The sequence below is a fragment of the Christiangramia flava JLT2011 genome, assembly GCF_001951155.1.
GTDB classification, from domain to species: Bacteria; Bacteroidota; Bacteroidia; order Flavobacteriales; family Flavobacteriaceae; genus Christiangramia; species Christiangramia flava.
This window is the reverse complement of sequence record NZ_CP016359.1, coordinates 2,387,580-2,406,152: the sequence shown is the minus strand read 5'-3', so window position 1 is coordinate 2,406,152 and position 18,573 is coordinate 2,387,580. Positions and strand designations below refer to the sequence as shown.

General features: G+C 42.1%; 13 protein-coding genes. 5 read left to right on the top strand and 8 right to left on the bottom strand.

The window, feature by feature from the left end; all coding sequences use genetic code 11:
• The 5 genes from GRFL_RS10560 to GRFL_RS10540 form a co-directional block, all read right to left on the bottom strand.
• A complete protein-coding gene (locus GRFL_RS10560) occupies nt 1-1,365 on the bottom strand; it encodes a glucoamylase family protein (RefSeq protein WP_083644591.1) in 1,365 nt (454 codons plus the stop codon).
• Between the two features lie 102 nt (nt 1,366-1,467).
• Nucleotides 1,468-3,180 (bottom strand): LamG-like jellyroll fold domain-containing protein, encoded by a 1,713-nt coding sequence (locus GRFL_RS10555; RefSeq protein ID WP_236995788.1) that lies wholly within the window; start codon nt 3,178-3,180, stop codon nt 1,468-1,470.
• A 5-nt stretch (nt 3,181-3,185) separates the two neighbouring features.
• Nucleotides 3,186-4,766, bottom strand: a complete 1,581-nt coding sequence (locus GRFL_RS10550; protein ID WP_083644589.1) for a RagB/SusD family nutrient uptake outer membrane protein — start codon at nt 4,764-4,766, stop codon at nt 3,186-3,188.
• Nucleotides 4,767-4,778: 12 nt separating this feature from the next.
• Entirely contained in the window at nt 4,779-7,787 is a 3,009-nt protein-coding gene (locus tag GRFL_RS10545; protein WP_083644588.1) for a SusC/RagA family TonB-linked outer membrane protein, read from the bottom strand.
• A 226-nt stretch (nt 7,788-8,013) separates the two neighbouring features.
• Nucleotides 8,014-10,740 carry a LuxR C-terminal-related transcriptional regulator gene (locus GRFL_RS10540; protein ID WP_083644587.1) on the bottom strand — a complete coding sequence of 909 codons (2,727 nt, stop codon included), beginning with the start codon at nt 10,738-10,740 and terminating at the stop codon, nt 8,014-8,016.
• Nucleotides 10,741-10,831: 91 nt separating this feature from the next.
• Here GRFL_RS10540 and GRFL_RS10535 point away from each other — a divergent pair, with 91 nt between their 5' ends.
• The 5 genes from GRFL_RS10535 (at nt 10,832) to GRFL_RS10515 (ending at nt 15,226) form a co-directional block, all read left to right on the top strand.
• Entirely contained in the window at nt 10,832-12,514 is a 1,683-nt protein-coding gene (locus tag GRFL_RS10535) for a sulfatase family protein (protein ID WP_083644586.1), read from the top strand.
• Between the two features lie 78 nt (nt 12,515-12,592).
• On the top strand, nt 12,593-13,852 hold the full coding sequence (locus GRFL_RS10530; RefSeq protein ID WP_083644585.1) for a putative DNA modification/repair radical SAM protein: 1,260 nt from the start codon (nt 12,593-12,595) through the stop codon (nt 13,850-13,852).
• Nucleotides 13,849-14,625, top strand: a complete 777-nt coding sequence (locus tag GRFL_RS10525) for a TIGR03915 family putative DNA repair protein (protein WP_083644584.1) — start codon at nt 13,849-13,851, stop codon at nt 14,623-14,625. Before GRFL_RS10530 ends, GRFL_RS10525 begins: the two co-directional genes overlap by 4 nt.
• 81 nt (nt 14,626-14,706) lie before the next feature.
• Nucleotides 14,707-14,907, top strand: coding sequence for a hypothetical protein (locus tag GRFL_RS10520; protein ID WP_341475743.1), 201 nt, complete (start codon nt 14,707-14,709; stop codon nt 14,905-14,907).
• Nucleotides 14,908-14,980: 73 nt separating this feature from the next.
• Entirely contained in the window at nt 14,981-15,226 is a 246-nt protein-coding gene (locus GRFL_RS10515) for a hypothetical protein (protein ID WP_083644582.1), read from the top strand.
• Between the two features lie 53 nt (nt 15,227-15,279).
• Here GRFL_RS10515 and GRFL_RS10510 read toward each other — a convergent pair whose 3' ends face one another.
• The 3 genes from GRFL_RS10510 to queA all read right to left on the bottom strand — a co-directional run bounded on the left by GRFL_RS10510 (nt 15,280) and on the right by queA (nt 18,511).
• Nucleotides 15,280-16,257, bottom strand: a complete 978-nt coding sequence (locus GRFL_RS10510; protein ID WP_083644581.1) for a polyprenyl synthetase family protein — start codon at nt 16,255-16,257, stop codon at nt 15,280-15,282.
• 58 nt (nt 16,258-16,315) lie between these two features.
• Nucleotides 16,316-17,359 (bottom strand): dual-specificity RNA methyltransferase RlmN, encoded by a 1,044-nt coding sequence (rlmN, locus tag GRFL_RS10505; RefSeq protein WP_083644580.1) that lies wholly within the window; start codon nt 17,357-17,359, stop codon nt 16,316-16,318.
• A 96-nt stretch (nt 17,360-17,455) separates the two neighbouring features.
• Entirely contained in the window at nt 17,456-18,511 is a 1,056-nt protein-coding gene (queA, locus tag GRFL_RS10500; protein WP_173850095.1) for a tRNA preQ1(34) S-adenosylmethionine ribosyltransferase-isomerase QueA, read from the bottom strand.
• Nucleotides 18,512-18,573 lie beyond the last annotated feature (62 nt).

Sequence of the window (18,573 nt, the reverse complement as noted above, 5' to 3'; positions counted from 1 at the left end):
TTAATAGGTAAATCCAAGTTTGCTAAGTCCGCCCTGAACTTCTTCATCCTGCATAAAGAGGTTCCATAAAAGCTGACTTCTATAATTTTCGATCATCGCAACGATTGGTCCCTGATCAATTGCCAGGTAACCATCAGCCACCCAGTTGTGCTCTTCAGAAAAAGCATCATAAAAACCATAAGGTCCCCACAGATCACTTTTCTTATCTTCATAGAAGTGACGAAGCGCTGCCATCGATTCTTCCGGCGTATAGGGAAATGAGGAAAGAGCCGCTGTTGGCGTGATCACGCCTAAATCGTTCGTAGGGCTGTGAGCTGCATAACCCTGATGGCTGTCAGAAGCAGTCAATCCCCAGGATTCTGCGATGTAACCTTCATAGCCTTTCGGGTTGCGCACGCAGTATTCATAATTAATTTCGGCATGTGCCGTATTTTGCTGCCAGTAGTTGGCATACTGATCCTGAAGATTTCGTGGATCCAGACCTATGAAGGAATAGTGGCTAAAAAATAACGGTCCGCCGTAAGATGGCCCTAAGGGCATATTGATTCCGTAGTGACTACGGTTGGTGATAATACCTCCATTGGAAGCCCAACCTTCCTCATACACTTCTTTGGAAATTGGATGAGTTGGAGAAGCTGCTGCCAATACATAAACAATTAAGGATTCGTTCCAGCCTTTGATTTTCAGCCCTAACTGAAAGTTGTAATTGGGAGACCAGTGCCAGTACAGCACATTTTCGCCCTGAGTATACCAATCCCATTCCACATTTTCCCAAATACTGGTAATTCTATTCCGTATTTCGGTTTCCTGGTCATTGGCACCATCAAAAAACTGTCTATTGATTAAAAGACCTTCGATCAAAAAGGCCGTTTCCACCAGGTCACCGCCATCATCAATACTTCCGAAAGGTCTTGTTTGGGCTGTATTTCCCATGTACCAGTGTGAAAAAGCACCGTGGTAAGTAGGAACGCTCTCCAGAAAATTTAAAATTCTATCCAGCCTGGTCAAAGCCTCATCCCGGCTAATCCATCCGCGTTGCACCGCGGCTGGGAATGATGCAATACCGAAACCACTACCTCCCATAGTGACGATATTTCGGGATTCATTGTTGTAAGCTTCTTCCTGGGAGCGTTCCCTGGCCATACCACTTTCTGGTTCTGCAAAGTCCCAGAAATAGTTAAAAGTTTCTTCCTGTACTAAATCGAGTAGTTCATCATCGGTGAGTGGTTCTTCCTCCACAGGCCCGTCATCTGAAGTGGGCTCAGGAATGTAGGGCTCCTGATACCCGGGACCTGAATCATTAGAACAGGAAGAGATACATATTGTAAAAAACAGGAGGGTTAATATTTTCAGTTCTTTAAGCATAGCAATTGGTGCCCAAGGCGGGCTATTTAATAAGATGAAGGTCTGGAAGAATCCAGAAAAGAGAAAAAAGCTCCGGCCAGTTCGGCCGGAGCTTAAAAGGTCTTATTGAGCCATATCAGCCTGAATTTCTTCAGCTGTCAGGACTTTATTATAGAATGTAAGATCATCCATGATACTGGTGTCTGAAAGGTGACCCCAGCCGGTAAATCTTGGCGCTCCAGACATGATAGACAGGATATCTACTCCAGTCCAGTCTATAGGCGCAGCTAATGTTCCGGTGTTCATTGCTTCCCCGTTCAGGTAAATTACTGACTGAGTATCTGAAATGGTGAATGCCACATGCACCCATTCGCCGGCAGTTACATCTATCACTCCACCGTCATTCCAGCTTTCACCGGTTCCCGTACCGACATTCAGTTTGATACGCTGTTCCGTTGCGCTTCCTTCTCTGAACAAGCGGAAACCACTGGTTCTTAAATTCTGAGAATCCGGATTTTCAGTATCCTCAGGTCCCATTACCAAAATACCGGCCCGATCTGGCGAACCACTGACTTTGTACCAGAATGTCGCACTAAAATTGGCACTGGTAAGTCCTGCGGCTGGCGCAGTAAGGTAGGCATCTGCCGCTCCAGCGTAGGCATCGCTGCCTTCTTTGGCTTCACCGGCAAAACCTGGTGAACCTACTGTAGTAAGCTCACGGTTAGCCACATCATCTGCGTACTGGCCGTTAAAACCAATATGAAGGGTTTCAGAAGAAGCATTGATCAGGCTTTGGATTTGTTCCTGGCTCAGAGCCTCACTGAAGAAACGTAATTCATCAATACCACTGTTGTCATAAGTATGCCCCCAGTAAGAGAAAGTTTCCCCACCTGAACCGATGGTCAATTCAGAAACGCCTGACCAGTCAATAGGAGCGGCCATCGATCCCGTATTCACTGCCTGGCCATTCAGGTAAATCGTGGTTCCGGTAGCGGTAACGGTAAAGGCTACATGAACCCATTCATCGGCATTGACATCCAGTACTCCACCATCGTTCCAGCTTTCTCCAGTTCCCGTACCAACATTCAGTTTGATTCGTTGTTCATCAGCGCTTCCTTCTCTAAAAAGACGGAATCCCTGAGTCCTGTTCTCATCTGCTCCGGCCACTAAGATTCCTGCACGGTCTGGATTTCCACTGACCTTATACCAGAATGCTGCTGTGAATTCCTCACCAATGGAACCATCAAAAGGAAAGTTCAGGTAAGAATCTGCAGTTCCGGAATAGGCACTGGAACCAAAGAATGCGTCATTTGTAAAACCTGGAGAACCAACAACTTCCGAAGATTTTAAGCTGATAAGATCCACAAAATCCCCATCGAATGGCATGTATACGAATTCATTTTCGAATTTTGGAGTATACGGAGGTTCCTTGCTGAAATTCACTGTTTTGGAAGTGGTATTTCCCTCCAGATCGGTTGCGGTTACGGTCACTGTATGATCCCCGTTGGTCACATTATCAAAAATCACCTCATCATTTACGATTCGGTAATCCAGAAAATCGTTCATGGAAGCCACTTCATTGCCGTCTACCATTACCTGAACGCTTGCCACCTCAATATCATCCTCCACTTTGAACTTGATAGTTACACTGGAAACTTCCTCCAGTACTTTGATCGTGTTCCCTTCCGCAGGAGAAATAATGGTTACAACCGGGGCGCCTGCATCGGCACCCGGGTCTACTTCGGTGATCGGATCAATCCCATCGTATTCACAGGAAGCAAATAGAAGAATTGACAAAATGAACCCGAAGAATTTTATAATAGAAAATTTCATCATTCTGTTTAGTTTAAATTGTTAAGAGCGTCATTGATCGCGGTATCTGTATTTACAGAAGTTGCATTCAGCGGAAGAGCATCTACCTGTGCCTGTGGATAAGGAAGGTATTCATCTCCTGCTGAAAAAGATCTACCGTCATAGCTCAATTCGTCATATTTATCCAAACGGATCATATCGTAATACCGAATGCCCCATTCCATTGCCAATTCTGCAAATTTCTCGTCTAATACCTGCTCGGTGGTCACTCCTGTAAGTGCTGATAGACCGGCTCTGGAACGAACCTGATTTACTGCTTCATCAGCAGAAATGGCGTTTCCGCTGGCTCCCTGCGTAAGGGCTTCCGCGTACATCAGTAATACCTCCGCATAACGAATAACGATATAATTCTTACCTGCTCCGTAATTGTTTCTCATATCTGTAAGCTGGTTGGATGGTAGATAATGTTTTCCACTTGAAAAATAAGCTCGGGCGAAATCATTAATGACATCTCCATCCCTGGTCGTATTACTTACGAACGAAGGCAAATTGGTATAACCATCGGCTTCCAGTTCTGCAATACCCCTGTCTGTGAACAAAACGCTGGTTTCCAAACGAACGGTTTCATCACGATCCAACATGAATTCGATCCATTTAAAGCTTGGCTCAAAGAATCCCCATCCGCTGGAAGCGTTTTCTCTCGCCGGAGTCCACCCCTGAGGTCCAAAAGGATCATATAAGTGATAGAATGCATCTCCTGTTTCCTGTCCATAATCTGAAAACTGGAGTTCCAGCAAGCTTTCATCACTAAGTTCTCCCGGCTTTTTGAATAATTCATAAAAGTCTGGATATAAAGAAAACAATCCGGAGTTAATGATCGCTCCGGCAGCATCTGCCACGCCCTGGTAATTCTGCAATTCCTGCTGGGCCTGGGCTTTTATAGCATACGCGGTGTACATCGTTACTCCACCAGGAATATCTGTTCTCTGGTTTGGTCGCATATCCGGAAGGTCTGGAATCGCTTCATCCATCTGATCGGAGATCCAGTTCATGATCTCTTCTTTTGAAGAAACCCCGTTCTCGATCTCTTCTTCAGGCTGGTTGCTGGTAATGATGAAAACATCTTCCCAGGTACGAGCTAAATTCAGGTGAAACCAGGCTCTTAAAACCTTCATTTCGGCAATATATTGATCGGCTTCTGCCTGCCCTTCCTCATCTGCAAACTCCCTGAACTGCAGGATCTGGTTAATAGCCGTATTTACGGTGATAATATCACTGTACTGCTGGTTCCAAAGTGAATTATACATCCAGTAATCTTTGGAATAGGTAAACATATCAGTATCAGCAAAAGGCTGCTGATCACCAAGGCCTCCAGCATTCACATCATCCCCTCTTACTGAAAGTAACAAAGGATCTTCCCAACCTCTTGTATAGAACTCATAATAAGCTCCAATTACAGGCTGGATCATTTCTTCAGTATCGGTGTAATCAAGATCCCCGGTGTTTAGCTGTCCTTCCTGAGTGTCCAGTTTATCGGAACAGGAAACTACAAAGGTAAATCCGGCAATCGCGACGATACTCTTCCATATTGTTTGTTGAATTCTTTTCATTTCGCGAATTTTTTAAATTTTAATGTTCAATCCTACGGTGTACACAGAAGGTATTGGATAGGTTTGTCTGTCCACACCATTCGGAACTTCCGGGCTAAACCCGTTGTAATCGAAAGAAGTAAAAGGTCTTTCGGCAGTCATATAGACTCTTGCATATGGAAGCGCATCAGATTCGATAGTATATCCAACCTGGATATTCTGAATTCTGAAGAAATCCCCATCTTCTACCCAGAAATCACTCAATTTCTGGTTCCATGCTTTTCTTAAACCAGCGGATGATGGGTATTCGTTTGTAGTACCTTCTCCATGCCATCTATTGATCGCCAGATCTGCATCCATATTGGTATCCTGGGTAAAAATGATTTCCCCTCTTTTTCTGTTCAGGATCTTATTACCGCCCTGACCATAGAAGTTCATAGAGAAATCAAAAGCCTTGTAATTCACACCAATGTTACCACCATAAGTATAATCTGGAAGGAAAGAACCTAGAATCGTTCTATCAGCATCATCGATCACACCATCTCCATTTCGGTCATTGAAGATCAGGTCTCCAGGTACCAGGTTATTGGCTACAGCGATCGGATCATTGTCTATTTGCTGCTGATTCTGGTATACTCCAAGTCTCTCATAACCATAGAATCCGAAAAGCGGACCTCCAACCTGAGTTCTTTGACGGAATTCTGCACTACCAGAATCGATATATCCCGCTTCATTTTCGATATATGTTGCTTCGTTCTTTAACGTGGTAAAGTTTGCACCGATAGAAAATCTGAAATCATCAGAAACCTGCTGGCTCCACCCTGCATTAAATTCCAGACCCTGGTTACGAATCGTTCCGGAATTCCTGTCTACATAAGTGTTTACAATTGGAATATACACCGGTAAAATAGCATTTTTCGTGTCTCTGATATAATAATCAGCATTGATCGATAATCGACTGTCAAAAGTCTCTAAATCTAAACCAAAGTTCTTCTCCTCGATCACTTCCCAGGTATTATTTGAAAATACGCTGGTAGCAGTTGTTCCAGTATACTGGGTATCTCCAAAAGGAACGGTAATTACCTCAATCGTGTTAGATCCGGCACTGGCAGCTACATTATCATTACCAAGTTTACCCCAGCTTGCTCTTAATTTCAAGAAATCGATAGCTTCCGTATTATTTAGGAAATTTTCCTCAGAAAGCACCCAACCAAGACCTACAGACGGGAAATAACCCCAAGGGTCTTTAGTGAATTTCGAAGAACCATCAGCACGAATTGTTCCGTACAATAGGTATTTATCTTTAAAATTGTAAGCCAGTCTTCCAAAATAGGAAATCCCGTAATAACGTCTTCCAATTTCATTCACGCTGTTATTAAAAGATTCAGGATCAGCAAAGTTCAGGTACCAGCTGCTTTCCAGGCTGATACCGGCAATATCTCTACCCGTTGCATTGAACTCATTAGTCGCCTCATCTCTATAAGACGCACCGGCCATCACTGTAATATCGTGATCACCAAACTCGTCATCGTAGGTAAGGATATTATCCCAATACTGGTTAGAATAAGTATTATTCACCCTTCTAATGCTGGAAATCACTTCAAAGTTATTCCCTAACGTGTAAGGCAGGTCTACATAACGCTCTTCAAAAGCTGTCAAGTTGTGACTATAAGTCGTTTTAAAATCGAGCTTATCAGGGATAATCTCATACTGCAAATAAATACTTGCAAGGATCTTACGGATCTTCTGGCGATTATCATTGTATTCCATATCAGGAAAAGGGTTCTGAGTCGCTCTATACCCAAGATTTTGAGCATTGGAATACATGATTGGAGCCGCATCTGTATTTAACGGATCCATCACCGGCATAATTGGCACTGCGAAATAAGCCTTAAACCATGCTGAATTTTCAGGTGTATATTTTGTAGCATTACTGAAAACGGAATTCACCCCAGCCTTAAACCTATCAGAAAGGTCTACATCGATCTTGGAGCGAATGTTAAAACGCTCATATTCGTTTTTCATATCCAGAATACCTTCCTGTTCGAAGTAATTGGTTCCAACCGAGTAAGAAATTTTTTCGGCACCTCCGCTTACTCCTATACTATGACTCTGCATGAATCCGTCACGCATCACTTCCTTATACCAATCAGTATTTACCGCAGGTACATTTGGGTTGATACGGCTTCTGCCATAACGCTGCATCGCGTTCATAATAAACTGGACATCCGGAGCAGAACCTGATTCGTAAGCCATAGTAGTGAATTGCTCGGCATTGGCCATTTTCACAACGTTTTGTGCTCGCTGAATACCTGTATAACCGTCATACTCAAATTGCGGTTTCTGATTCTTTTTTCCAGACTTGGTTTCAATGATCACCACCCCATTGGCGGCTCTAACCCCATAAATCGCAGAAGAAGAGGCATCTTTCAATACGTTTATAGATTTAATGTCTTTCGTATTCAGGAAATCGATATTATCGTAAAGCACCCCATCCACTACATATAATACATTGGTAGCATCCTGAAAGGTTCCAAGACCACGAACACGTACAGTTGGAGAATCACCAGGTGATCCGGCACTTACGATCTGCACACCCGAAACCTTACCTTGTAATGATTGCATCACGTTGGCAGTTGGTGTTTTTTCAATTTCTTCAGAATCTACGGTAGCGATCGAACCGGTTAGGTCACGCTTTTTCTGCGTACCGTAACCAACTACCACCACTTCATCTAATTGTCCAGCATCCTCCTGAAGCTGAATGGAGTAATTGTCATTTTCAGAGACGGTAACCTGCTGCGAAGCAAAACCGAGGTAGGTAACCTCGAATACATCTCCTACTGATACATTCTCTAGACTAAAGTTTCCATCAAAGTCGGTTACGCTAAAGATATCCTTATCGATAACTTTAACCTGCGCACCGGCGAGAGGAACTTCATTGGCATCGGTGATAACACCAGAGACTGTTTTAGTTTGTTGTGCATAAATGACGCTTGAAAGCGTTAGCATTAAAGCACAAAGTAAGAATAGTTTGTGTTTCATACTCGTTGGGTGTTTTTCTAAAATTTAACAGAAAGATACTCCCAAAGGCTAATTTCACGCAAACGTTGTAGTACACATCTACTACATCATCTACAATTCTATTATAACATGCTTATTATCAGTAAATTAAAATAATTTTGAAGTAAAATTTTAGAGTGCTAAATTTATACTGATGTAGTAATGTAGTATTGTATTTTTGTTAAAATTTAATCCTTTCATTTCATCATTAGAAATTTTTAATGAGAAATTTTGTCAAATTCGTTTTACTATCCAGGTCCATTTTTTTTCGTAGACGGTATCTGTGAACCTCTACTCCTCGAACTGAAATTCCCATTAGTGGCGCAATTTCTTTAGAGCTTAAATTCATTTTTAAATAAGAACAAAGTTTTAAATCTTTATTGGTGAGGTTCGGAAAACGTTCCAGAACTTCTTTAAAGAAATCTTCATGAACTTCGTTGAAATTTGTTTCGAAGACTTTCCATTCATCTTTGTTCTTTACTGCCCGGTTAATCTTGGTCATGATATGTTTTAAACGATACTCATTGCTGAATTTCACCTTGTCTTTATTCAGTTCACTCTGAATCTCCATTAAAACCTCGTTCTTTTTAGCCGCCATCATCGTGGTGTTAGCCAGTTCCTTTCTTTTAACATCGATCTCTTTCATCAGCTGTTGTTTCTCCAGTTTTTCGAGTCTCTCCTTATGTTCGGCCTCAAATTTCTCCTCTAGTCGCAGCTGGTGTTTGCGTAACTTCTGCTTATTGAACCAAACGATCAGGCCCAGCCCGAATAGAAAGATCAGAAGATAGATCAGTTTCATAGAATTAGAAAGGTACCAGGGTGGCAGAATTACAAAATCGAAACCAACAGGATCCTGAAAATTTGCTCCGGCTTTGTCCAATAATAGTGTGTAGGGACCTTCATTAAGATTTCGCAAATTGATCATTCCATTTTCCACCTTTCCACGGATACTATCGGAACCCATTACACGATATTCCAGCAATTCGTCGCTGGAATTTGGCATTCCAACTTTGAAGACCAGGTTTCGGGAATTCTGAAAGTCCAATTCCATTCCATCCCCTAAGTGTAATAAACTATCGTTATTCCTGACCTGCCTGATCACCGGAAAGGCCTCGTCCCTTTTCTTATTTAGTTGAGAAATTTCAACCTTTGCATAACCGTCATTGAGCGTCACGTAGAGAACCGAGTCATTTTCTTTGATCACATTTTCATTGGCCTTGACCAAACGTGTATTCATTTCTGAATTAGGCAAAGGTATCACCTCGTCTTCCAGATTGCTCAGGAAGATCTGATCGCTATTTTCATCCAAAAAATAATACTGATTTCCTTCCGCTTTGATCAAGCGCTCCTTCTGATATTTGCTGAATTCTGTAAAATCTTCAAATGCATTTTTAAAAAAATTGTATTTAAACCATCTTCCATTTACAAATGCTACCACCTGGTTATTGATATGGTACAGTCGAGGTTTGTAATTCTCATTCTTTCCATCTAAAGCCGGTAGTTTTTCAACTTTCAAAACCGATTGGTCTTCCCCTAATATCGCGTGAAACAGGCCCTCATAGGGATGGGCCATCCATAACTCATTCTGCTGAATCACCATTTCCTTTACGGGAAATTTAACTGAATCAACTTCGGTAACCTTATTCTGATCCAGATCATATCGACTAAGACCCGTATAATGGCAAATGAAAATTTCATTTTGATTCAATGGGTTTTTCACAAGCTGAAAACTACCGGTCCGTGTATCTATAGGTATGAGTTGATCTCCATCAATTAAAAACGTACCCGTATTGTGATTGGCGAACAACCGATTATTGATCACCTCCAGATTCCAGGTATGACCTTCAGCATCTCGTAGCTGCTGAATTTTGTCATTTTTGAAATTATAGATTCCCGTATTGCTGGCGATGTAGGTATTGCCAGCAAAATTTACCAGGTCGTATACTGCCCCCAATTCCCCGGTATTATCGGTATAGAATTTTACCGGCGAATCAAGATCGATCAAATCCACTCCACGATCTAAGGCCAGCCAGATCTTGCCATTATCGGCAGCCATTCCCAGAACGGTATTATTTTGCAAACCGGAAGCTCGATTAAAACTCACAATAGATTTTGCCCTGCGATCGTACACCACGATACCATTTTTTACGGTACCGAAAACCAATAATTTTTCTGTGGCACTTACCAGATGGTTTAATTCATAAGAAGCTAAAAGATTGTTTAGGGCAATATTCGGAAAAGCACTGAAATTACCTTCAGAATACGTATACAGTTTATCGCGCGTACCAATGAAAAGGGTATCTCCAGCAGCGATCATATCTACTACATTGTTGAGCTTCAGATCGGCATCACTGATAAATTCTGAAACCTTCCCATTCTTATCTAGAACTGAGATATCATTTCGGCGCTGCGCTATCAATAATTGCCCATTGAAATTATTAAAAGCCGTGGTGACCAGGTTCGATATCCTATTTATTGTCTTTCCATCGTACTTATATACCGCTCCGAATGAGCGAAAATAAATATCCCCGTCTATACCCGTAATATCCCAAAATTCCTCGCTCTCCAACTTGATATCCTTCATCAGGTTTTTTAACGAGGTATAGGTAAGATTTCCAGTGTCATCAAATTCCCAATAACCAAATTCCTGATAGGAACCCGTGAAAATTCGTTCTCCCGCAACATATACCGAACGTATAATAGATGGCCCGGGCAGCGTATGCAGTTCCCAGTTTATTCCGTCAAAAAGGAGCAGTCCCTGGTTATTGGCAACATATACAAAGCCGTTTTCAGCTACTGCAACATCCCAATTTTGACTGGCTGCATTGTAGAAGTTGGGTGAATAATTTTGTATAGGTGGTACAAACTCCTGAGAAAAGCAATATTGTACCGAAATGATAGTAACTGCCAGGTATTTGAGAAATCTCAAAATCATTAGAAAGATTTAAATGAGTAATTATTGTGCAGGCGAAAAGTTACGTTTTTTTGTACATAGTTTGTACATTCCACTTTTATAATTCTTTCAGATGTCCCACTACTACAAACTTTTTATTCTTTCCGCATTACTCATTGTCACTTCTTGCAAAGACTATTCAGAAGAACGAATCGCTGAAACCCATACTACCTACAAGCAGCCAAATATCATCTTTATCATGGCTGATGATCATGCAGAACAGGCCATTAGTGCCTATGGACATCCTGTAAGTCAGCTCGCTCCTACTCCTAATATTGATCGAATTGCTCAGAATGGCGCTAAGTTCCTGAATAATTTCTGTACCAATTCCATTTGTGGACCTAGTAGGGCGGTAATTCTCACGGGAAAATTCAGCCATATGAATGGCTTCCGAATGAATGGTGAAAAATTCGACGGGTCGCAGGCAACACTGCCTAAATATCTTCATCAAGCAGGTTATCAAACCGCGATCACCGGGAAATGGCATTTGGATGGGGAACCACAGGGTTTTGATTACTGGAATATTTTAAAAGATCAGGGGAATTATTACAATCCTGACTTCATTAAAGGCAAGGACACCACAAGAATTGAAGGCTACGCGACAGATATTATTACAGATATGGCCCTGAACTGGCTTCAAAATGATCGCAAAAAAGATCAGCCGTTCTTTCTTATGGTCCATCATAAGGCTCCTCACCGCAACTGGATGCCGCCACTTCGCTACATCAATAAATACGATTCTATTCAGTTCCCGGTACCAGACACCTATTTCTCGAAACATAAGAATCAGGTTGCCGCACAGGAACAACTGCAAACAATTTATGAAGACATGTACGAAGGTCATGACCTTAAAATGGTGGTAGAAAAGGGCAGCGATTCTCTGAGACACAATCCCTGGACGACCGATTTCGACCGAATGAGCAGCGAGCAGCGCGCAGCCTGGAACAAAGCTTATCGCCCAAAGAATGATGCTTTTTTCGATGCGGATCTTTCTGGGAGAGAGTTGGCAGAATGGAAGTTTCAGCGTTACATGCGCGATTACATGGGATGTGTGGCAGCTGTAGATGATGGCGTTGGAGCCCTGTTGGACTATCTGGAAAAAAGCGGGCTGGCTGAAAATACCATCGTAGTATATACTACCGATCAAGGATTTTACCTGGGAGAAAAAGGTTTTTTTGACAAACGTTTCATGTATGAGCAATCGCTGGACATGCCATTATTAATGCAATATCCGGCAAGGATCAAAAAGGGCATTACAGTTGATGCACTCACTCAAAATCTCGATTTTGCGCCCACTTTCCTGGATTTTGCCAATGCTAAAATACCTGAAGAGATGCAAGGAAAATCCTTAAAACCACTCCTAATGCAGGATTCGGTTGGCAATTTCAGGGACGCAGTTTATTACCATTATTATGATTTCCCCGCTTTCCATATGGTGAAACGCCAATATGGTGTGCGGACAGATCGATACAAATTGATCCATTTTTATGACGATATTGATGAATGGGAACTATATGATCTTCAGAAGGATCCGCAGGAAGAAGAAAATTTATATGACCATGCTGAATATGCTGAAATTCAGAAGCAATTACATCAGAAATTAAAAGACCTTCAGCAGCAATATCAGGTTACTGAGGAAGAATTTCAAACAACTCCACCGGAAGAAGTAGCGCAGGCTTATAAAAACTTTGCACGCCTGGCAGGGGAAGATCCTAAAACCTACCCGGAAGAGAAAAAAACGAAACTCAAAAAATAACATTTGTTGAGCTAAAATTTTTTACAATAACAACAATCTTTATTTGGAACAATTCCTAATTTTGGAAAAACTCCAATTATGGATTTTGACCGAATAAAGGAAAAATTATCAATTCTGGCTGATGCTGCCAAGTATGATGTTTCTTGCTCCTCCAGTGGAAGCAAACGGAAAAACACCAATAAAGGCCTGGGAGATTCATCCGGAATGGGTATCTGTCATTCGTATACCGAAGATGGGCGTTGCGTTTCCTTGCTGAAGATACTACTTACCAATCATTGTATTTTCGATTGTGCATACTGCGTAACCCGAAAAAGCAACGACATCAAACGCGCCGCCTTTAAAGTTCAGGAAGTAGTGGATCTCACGATCTCTTTCTATCGAAGGAATTATATTGAAGGTTTATTTTTAAGTTCCGGTATCTTTAAAGATGCCGATACTACCATGGAGCGTTTGATCCAGGTCGCCAAAAAACTTCGAGAAGAAGAGAATTTCAATGGATATATACATTTGAAATCCATTCCAGGGGCCAGCGATGAACTGATGCGCGAAGCGGGCTTATATGCAGATCGTCTAAGCGTAAATATCGAAATCCCTACCAAATCGGGTCTTAAACTATTAGCTCCTGATAAGAATCATGAAGATTTCATGAAACCTATGAAAAAGGTCAAAAATGAGATCATTCAGTATAAGCAGGAAAGCCGCATTATTAAAAGCACTCCGAAATACGCTCCTGCCGGACAAAGCACCCAGATGATCGTTGGCGCTACCGGCGAATCTGATCGCGATATCATGTATACCTCCAACTTTTTCTATAAAAATTATCAGATGCGACGGGTGTATTATTCCGGTTACGTGCCGGTCGCTAACGACCCTCGTCTTCCGGCCCTTGGGACCCAGGTTCCCGTTCTTCGGGAAAACCGACTCTATCAAACCGACTGGCTGATGCGTTTTTATGGATTTGATGTTCGGGAAATTCTGAATAATGATTATCCACATCTGGATATGGAGATCGATCCAAAACTGAGCTGGGCTTTGCGCAACAGGGAGCATTTTCCTGTCAATATCAACAGGGCTGATAAATCGATGTTACTCCGCATTCCCGGAGTGGGTTTGAAATCGGTTAACAAGATCCTTCAGGCACGAAAATTCCGAAAACTGAACTGGGAACACCTCAAAAAGATTGGGATTGCTTTGAATCGCGCCCAGTACTTTATAACCTGTGATTCGCGGATCTGGGAAAAGAATGATTATTCCAGTGATCGATTAAAACAAATTATCATCCAGAATTCCGCCAGCAAATTCCGCAAAGATACTGGCCAGTTATCCTTATTCTCATGAATGGTTTCATTTTAAAATATGATGGAAGCTTTGAAGGACTGCTGTGCTGTGTTTTTGAAGCTTATCATCAAAAATTGCAAATTTTGGATATCCAGCCGTTAGACCGGGCTGCCGATCAGCTGTTTGCAGAGTCTCTGGAAGTAAATACCGATGTTCAAAAAGCCAGTCGTGTTCTTAAAGCACTTCAGAAGAAAACATCTTCACAAGGATTGCTTCGGATAAAATGGACATTTTTAAGCGAGCTTCCTGGAATGGAAATTCAGCTATTTCGCGCCATCCGGTATATTTTCGCCTCAGAAAAACCAGTAGATGCTGATTATTCGGAAGATTCCATTCTGTACCTGGCTCAAACCATCAAAAAAGTAGGCCGTGAAAAACATCGAATGGAGGCTTTTGTAAGGTTTCGCTTAACCCATGACGGAATTTACTTTGCGCTGATCGAACCAGATTTTAATGTACTACCTATAATTTCCCGCCATTTTACAAGCCGATATGCCGATCAGGAATGGATTATTTATGATCTGAAGCGTGGTTTTGGATTGCATTATGACAAGAATTCCACCCAATTTATCCAATTAGACCTACCCGAAAATGTAGGAATTTCTGGCGCTCCTTCAGAATATTTTGCGAATGAAGAAATAGCATTTCAGGAATTATGGCAGGCCTATTTTAATAATGTAAACATCAAAAGCCGCGTAAACACTAGGCTTCACCTGCAACACGTACCGCGCAGGTACTGGAAATATTTAACGGAAAAGAGTTCTTTTGCATAATCAAAAAATGTTTAACTTTGTTTCTTCAACTAATTAAACAATTTAACAATGAAAAAATTATTCTTACTTTTTGCTGTTGCAATGATGTCACTTTCAATCTACTCTTGTAGAGAAACTACTGAAGAAAAAACTGAAGACGCAGTTGAGTCTATGGGTGAAGACGTAGAAAACGCTGCTGAAGAAGCTGGTAACGAGGTAGAGAACGCTGCTGAAAATGCAGGGAACGAGATGGAAGAAGAAGTAGACGGTACTGACGACATGAACGGTGATGATGATATGTAATCATCTGAACTTTTAATATATTGAAAGCCATTCTTTTAGAATGGCTTTTTTTAATTAACCTTAAACATACATCATGAAAAAGATCCTTATTCCCCTATTTGCTGCGGTACTAAGCATTTCTATCTACTCATGCCGCGAAACAACTCAGGAAAAAACAGAAGAAGCTGCTAAGGCAATTGGCGAAGATATCGAAGCCGGTGCTGAAAAAGCCGGAGAGAGAATCGAAGAAGGCGCTAAAAAGGTTGGCGAGGAAATCGATGAAGAAATTCACGATACAGACGACGTTAACGGTGAGGAAGCAAGCGACGACGCGATGTAATTACCTCGTTCGATGAACACTTAAAAAAAAGCGAAGTAAAATACTTCGCTTTTTTATTTATCTCTATCGATTACATAGTTTACCATCAGTTCCAAACTTTCCCGGTAAACCGATTCGGGATAATCCTGGAGAATGGACAGCGCTTCAGCTTGAAATTCTTTCATCCGCTGTACCGCATAATCAAGACCTCCATTCTTTTTTACAAATTCTATCACTTCCTTTACGCGCTTCCGGTCTTTATTATGCCTTTTAACCGAATTGATGAGCCAGCTTTTTTCCTTTTCACTCACATTATTCAGAACATAAATCAGCGGAAGGGTCATTTTCTGCTCTTTAATGTCAATTCCCGTAGGTTTTCCAATTTTCTCGGTACCATAGTCAAAAAGATCATCCTTGATCTGGAACGCCATCCCGATTAGCTCCCCGAACCTTCTCATTTTCGGGACATCCTTGCTTTCCGGTTTTACGGCCGCGGCACCCAGACTGCAACAGGCCGCAATAAGTGTGGCCGTTTTCTGCCTGATGATATCGTAATAAACCGCCTCCGTAATGTCCAGTCTTCGGGCTTTTTCAATCTGAAGCAATTCTCCTTCACTCATTTCGCGCACTGCTACGGAAATGATCTTCAGAAGATCAAAATCATTGTTATCAATAGAAAGCAGAAGGCCTTTGGAAAGCAGGTAATCACCCACCAAAACCGCAATTTTGTTCTTCCAGAGGGCATTAATACTGAAAAAACCACGCCTTCTGTTGGAATCGTCCACCACGTCATCATGCACCAGTGTAGCGGTATGAATGAGCTCGATCACCGAAGCTCCGCGATAGGTTCTTTCGTTCACAGATCCACCGGAAACCATCTTAGCGACCAGGAATACGAACATTGGGCGCATTTGCTTCCCTTTTCGATTAACGATGTAATGTGTGATTCGATTCAGTAAGGCTACCCTGGACGACATGGATTCTCGGAACTTTTTCTCAAAAAGCTCCATTTCCTTTTCAATAGGAAGTTTTATTTGGGAAATCACCTTCATACGGGCAGTAAAGATATCAATTTATACGAAAGAAATTTTCGTTAAAAATTATCCATAATCAGGCAGATTTATTGGCCAGTTGTCCGCAGGCCGCGTCAATATCCTTTCCGCGGGAACGGCGCACGGTAACCGTGATGTCATTCCTTTCCAACATGTTCTGATACATATCGGTAGCTTTGGAAGCAGCCTGCTGAAATTCGCCGTCGTCTATAGGGTTGTATTCTATTAAATTGACCTTACAAGGCACATATTGACAGAAACGGACCAGCGCACGAGCATCTTCCGGAGTATCATTGATTCCTTTCCAAACAATATATTCATAAGTGATCCTGCTTTTGGTTTTACCGTACCAGTATTCCAACGCCTCGCGCAGTTCTTCCAGGGGAAAAGTTTCATTGAAAGGCATGATCTGTGTTCTCACCTCATCCCGAGCCGAATGCAGAGAGACTGCCAGCTTGATCTTGGCCTCGTCATCTGCCAGTTTTTTGATCATTTTCGGAACACCTGAAGTGGAAACCGTAATCCGCTTGGGAGACATTCCAAGACCTTCCGGTGAAGTTATTTTTTCAATAGCCTTCATGACGTTGTTATAATTCATCAAAGGCTCCCCCATTCCCATAAACACAATATTGGAAAGTGGCCGATCAAAATAAAGTCGGCTTTCGTTATCAATGGCCACCACCTGGTCGTAGATCTCATCAGGGTTCAGGTTCCGCATTCTTTTCAGCTTTGCGGTCGCGCAGAATTTACAATCCAGGCTGCAACCCACCTGGGAAGACACACAGGCCGTAGTCCTGGAGGCCGTGGGAATCAAAACTGATTCTACGGTAAGCGAATCATGTAATTTCACCGCGTTTTTGATGGTACCATCACTGCTGCGCTGCATACGATCCACGCGAATATGATTGATGACGAAATTCTCCTTTAACATTTCCCGGGTCTCTTTGGAAATATTGGTCATTTCATCAAAAGAATGTGCCGCCTTGTTCCAGAGCCACTCATAAACCTGACTTCCACGGAAGGATTTATCGCCATTTTCAACGAAAAAGCGCTGTAATTGCTCCTTGGTCAGGGCGCGAATATCTTTTTTTTGCTGTTTCACTTACTAAAAGTACAAATTTAACCTGCTGTTTGTAAACGAACTGGCCACAAACTGTCTAAGACGGTTCGTGGCCAGTGTAAAGAGCTATTTTACTGATTATAAGATCAGCATCGCGTCTCCATAGGTATAGAAACGGTATTTTTCCTTTACAGCCTCCTCGTAGGCCTTTTTCATGAAATCATGACCTGCAAAAGCAGAAATCATCATCAGCAATGTTGATTTTGGCGTATGGAAGTTCGTGATCATACAGTTCGCAATATTGAAATCGTAAGGAGGGAAAATAAATTTATTCGTCCACCCGGAGAATTCGTTCAGTGTCTGGTTCGAAGAAACAGAACTTTCCAACACGCGCATAACGGTAGTTCCAACCGCGCACACTTTTCTTTTCTCAGCTTTGGCTTTATTGATCACATCTGTTGCGTCTTTGGTAATAAAAGCCTCTTCGCTATCCATTTTGTGCTTGGAAAGGTCTTCCACCTCAACCGGGCTAAAAGTCCCCAATCCCACGTGAAGCGTGACCTCTGCAAAATCCACGCCTTTGATCTCCAATCTTTTCAACAAATGTTTTGAAAAATGCAGCCCTGCTGTTGGAGCAGCCACGGCACCTTCGTTCTTCGCGTAGATGGTCTGGTAGCGCTCTTCATCTTCCGGTTCCACGTCTCTTTTGATATACTTCGGAAGTGGGGTCTGTCCCAGTTCCTTCAGTTTCTTGCGGAAATCGCTGTAACTTCCGTCGTAAAGAAAACGAAGCGTACGCCCTCTAGAAGTGGTGTTATCGATCACTTCAGCAACCAGGCTCTCGTCTTCTCCGAAATATAATTTATTTCCAATTCTGATTTTTCTTGCAGGATCTACCAAAACGTCCCACAATTTGGTCTCCGGATTCAACTCTCTTAAAAGGAAAACCTCGATCCTTGCACCGGTCTTTTCTTTGTTCCCGTACAATCTCGCCGGAAAAACCTTGGTATTGTTCAATACCATAACATCTTCCGGATCAAAATAATCGATGATATCCTTAAATTTTTTATGTTCAATCGTTTGATCCTTCCTGTTCAGCACCATCAACCTGGCTTCATCCCGGTGTTCGCTAGGATATTCAGCCAAAAGTTCTTTTGGAAGTTCAAAATTGAAGTGTGAAAGTTTCATTCCCATAGTTCCTGTTTTAAAAGCTGCAAATATACAATCTCAAGACAGGGGTTGTCAAGTAATTGGCT

Bases quoted from the DNA above. Each gene is read 5' to 3' on its own strand.
- GRFL_RS10555 (WP_236995788.1), bottom strand. From the start codon at position 3,180: ATGATGAAATTTTCTATTATAAAATTCTTCGGGTTCATTTTGTCAATT.
- queA (WP_173850095.1), bottom strand. From the start codon at position 18,511: ATGGGAATGAAACTTTCACACTTCAATTTTGAACTTCCAAAAGAACTT.
- GRFL_RS10550 (WP_083644589.1), bottom strand. From the start codon at position 4,766: ATGAAAAGAATTCAACAAACAATATGGAAGAGTATCGTCGCGATTGCC.
- GRFL_RS10510 (WP_083644581.1), bottom strand. From the start codon at position 16,257: ATGAAGGTGATTTCCCAAATAAAACTTCCTATTGAAAAGGAAATGGAG.
- GRFL_RS10530 (WP_083644585.1), top strand. From the start codon at position 12,593: ATGGATTTTGACCGAATAAAGGAAAAATTATCAATTCTGGCTGATGCT.
- GRFL_RS10560 (WP_083644591.1), bottom strand. From the start codon at position 1,365: ATGCTTAAAGAACTGAAAATATTAACCCTCCTGTTTTTTACAATATGT.
- GRFL_RS10540 (WP_083644587.1), bottom strand. From the start codon at position 10,740: ATGATTTTGAGATTTCTCAAATACCTGGCAGTTACTATCATTTCGGTA.
- GRFL_RS10525 (WP_083644584.1), top strand. From the start codon at position 13,849: ATGAATGGTTTCATTTTAAAATATGATGGAAGCTTTGAAGGACTGCTG.
- GRFL_RS10515 (WP_083644582.1), top strand. From the start codon at position 14,981: ATGAAAAAGATCCTTATTCCCCTATTTGCTGCGGTACTAAGCATTTCT.
- GRFL_RS10520 (WP_341475743.1), top strand. From the start codon at position 14,707: ATGATGTCACTTTCAATCTACTCTTGTAGAGAAACTACTGAAGAAAAA.
- GRFL_RS10535 (WP_083644586.1), top strand. From the start codon at position 10,832: ATGTCCCACTACTACAAACTTTTTATTCTTTCCGCATTACTCATTGTC.
- GRFL_RS10545 (WP_083644588.1), bottom strand. From the start codon at position 7,787: ATGAAACACAAACTATTCTTACTTTGTGCTTTAATGCTAACGCTTTCA.